Raw genomic sequence first — 2,739 nt, 5'->3', positions numbered from 1 at the left:
CTGAAACATCTAAGTACCTGGAGGAAGAGAAAGCAAACGCGATTTCCTGAGTAGCGGCGAGCGAAACGGAATATAGCCCAAACCGAGAGGCTTGCCTCTCGGGGTTGTAGGACACTCTATACGGAGTTACAAAGGAACGAGGTAGATGAAGCAGTCTGGAAAGGCTCGTCACAGAAGGTAACAACCCTGTAGTCGAAACTTCGTTCCCTCTTGAGTGGATCCTGAGTACGGCGGAACACGTGAAATTCCGTCGGAAGCAGGGAGGACCATCTCCCAAGGCTAAATACTCCCTAGTGACCGATAGTGAACCAGTACCGTGAGGGAAAGGTGAAAAGCACCCCGGAAGGGGAGTGAAAGAGAACCTGAAACCGTGTGCTTACAAGTAGTCAGAGCCCGTTAACGGGTGATGGCGTGCCTTTTGTAGAATGAACCGGCGAGTTACGATCCCGTGCAAGGTTAAGTTGAAGAGACGGAGCCGCAGCGAAAGCGAGTCTGAATAGGGCGTATAGTACGTGGTCGTAGACCCGAAACCGTGTGATCTACCCATGTCCAGGGTGAAGTCCAGGTAACACTGGATGGAGGCCCGAACCCACGCACGTTGAAAAGTGCGGGGATGAGGTGTGGGTAGCGGAGAAATTCCAATCGAACTCGGAGATAGCTGGTTCTCCCCGAAATAGCTTTAGGGCTAGCCTCAAGTGTGAGAGTCTTGGAGGTAGAGCACTGATTGGACTAGGGGCCCCCATCGGGTTACCGAATTCAGTCAAACTCCGAATGCCAATGACTTATCCTTGGGAGTCAGACTGCGAGTGATAAGATCCGTAGTCAAAAGGGAAACAGCCCAGATCACCAGCTAAGGTCCCAAAGTATACGTTAAGTGGAAAAGGATGTGGAGTTGCTTAGACAACTAGGATGTTGGCTTAGAAGCAGCCACCATTTAAAGAGTGCGTAATAGCTCACTAGTCGAGTGACTCCGCGCCGAAAATGTACCGGGGCTAAACGTATCACCGAAGCTGTGGATTGACACCGTATGGTGTCAGTGGTAGGGGAGCGTTCTAAGGGCGGTGAAGCCAGATCGGAAGGACTGGTGGAGCGCTTAGAAGTGAGAATGCCGGTATGAGTAGCGAAAGATGGGTGAGAATCCCATCCACCGAATGCCTAAGGTTTCCTGAGGAAGGCTCGTCCGCTCAGGGTTAGTCGGGACCTAAGTCGAGGCCGATAGGCGTAGACGATGGACAACAGGTTGATATTCCTGTACCACCTCTTTACCGTTTGAGCGATGGAGGGACGCAGGAGGATAGGAGTAGCGTGCCGCTGGTCGTGCACGTCCAAGCAGTTAGGCTGATGAGTAGGCAAATCCGCTCATCGTGAAGGCGGAGCTGTGATGGCGAAGCCCTTCGGGGCGAAGTTTCTGATTCCACACTGCCAAGAAAAGCTTCTAGCGAGGTAAATGGTGCCCGTACCGCAAACCGACACAGGTAGGCGAGGAGAGAATCCTAAGGTGAGCGAGAGAACTCTGGTTAAGGAACTCGGCAAAATGACCCCGTAACTTCGGGAGAAGGGGTGCTCTTTTGGGTGCAAGCCCGGGAGAGCCGCAGTGAAAAGGCCCAAGCGACTGTTTAGCAAAAACACAGGTCTCTGCGAAGCCGTAAGGCGAAGTATAGGGGCTGACACCTGCCCGGTGCTGGAAGGTTAAGAGGAGAGGTTAGCGCAAGCGAAGCTTTGAATCGAAGCCCCAGTAAACGGCGGCCGTAACTATAACGGTCCTAAGGTAGCGAAATTCCTTGTCGGGTAAGTTCCGACCCGCACGAAAGGTGTAACGATTTGGGCACTGTCTCAACCAGAGACTCGGTGAAATTATAGTACCTGTGAAGATGCAGGTTACCCGCGACAGGACGGAAAGACCCCGTGGAGCTTTACTGTAGCCTGATATTGAATTTTGGTACAGCTTGTACAGGATAGGTAGGAGCCGTTGAAACCGGAGCGCCAGCTTCGGTGGAGGCATCGGTGGGATACTACCCTGGCTGTATTGAAGTTCTAACCCGCACCCCTGATCGGGGTGGGAGACAGTGTCAGGTGGGCAGTTTGACTGGGGCGGTCGCCTCCTAAAATGTAACGGAGGCGCCCAAAGGTTCCCTCAGAATGGTTGGAAATCATTCGAAGAGTGTAAAGGCATAAGGGAGCTTGACTGCGAGACCTACAAGTCGAGCAGGGACGAAAGTCGGGCTTAGTGATCCGGTGGTTCCGCATGGAAGGGCCATCGCTCAACGGATAAAAGCTACCCCGGGGATAACAGGCTTATCTCCCCCAAGAGTCCACATCGACGGGGAGGTTTGGCACCTCGATGTCGGCTCATCGCATCCTGGGGCTGTAGTCGGTCCCAAGGGTTGGGCTGTTCGCCCATTAAAGCGGTACGCGAGCTGGGTTCAGAACGTCGTGAGACAGTTCGGTCCCTATCCGTCGTGGGCGCAGGAAATTTGAGAGGAGCTGTCCTTAGTACGAGAGGACCGGGATGGACATACCGCTGGTGTACCAGTTGTTCTGCCAAGAGCATCGCTGGGTAGCTATGTATGGACGGGATAAGTGCTGAAAGCATCTAAGCATGAAGCCCCCCTCAAGATGAGATTTCCCATAGCGTCAAGCTAGTAAGATCCCTGAAAGATGATCAGGTTGATAGGTCCGAGGTGGAAGTGCGGCGACGTATGGAGCTGACGGATACTAATCGATCGAGGACTTAACCAA

At 53.2% G+C, this 2,739-nt stretch carries 1 rRNA gene; it reads left to right on the top strand.

Annotated features, from left to right (window positions below):
• A 23S ribosomal RNA gene (locus tag J7Q84_RS18045) occupies positions 1-2,739 on the top strand; the annotation flags it as partial.

It is taken from the genome of Bacillus sp. 165 (assembly GCF_017742235.1).
Lineage (GTDB): Bacteria > Bacillota > Bacilli > Bacillales > Bacillaceae_G > JAGHKQ01.
The sequence above is the reverse complement of the archived record's forward strand: the minus strand, read 5'-3'. Positions and strand labels throughout refer to the sequence as shown.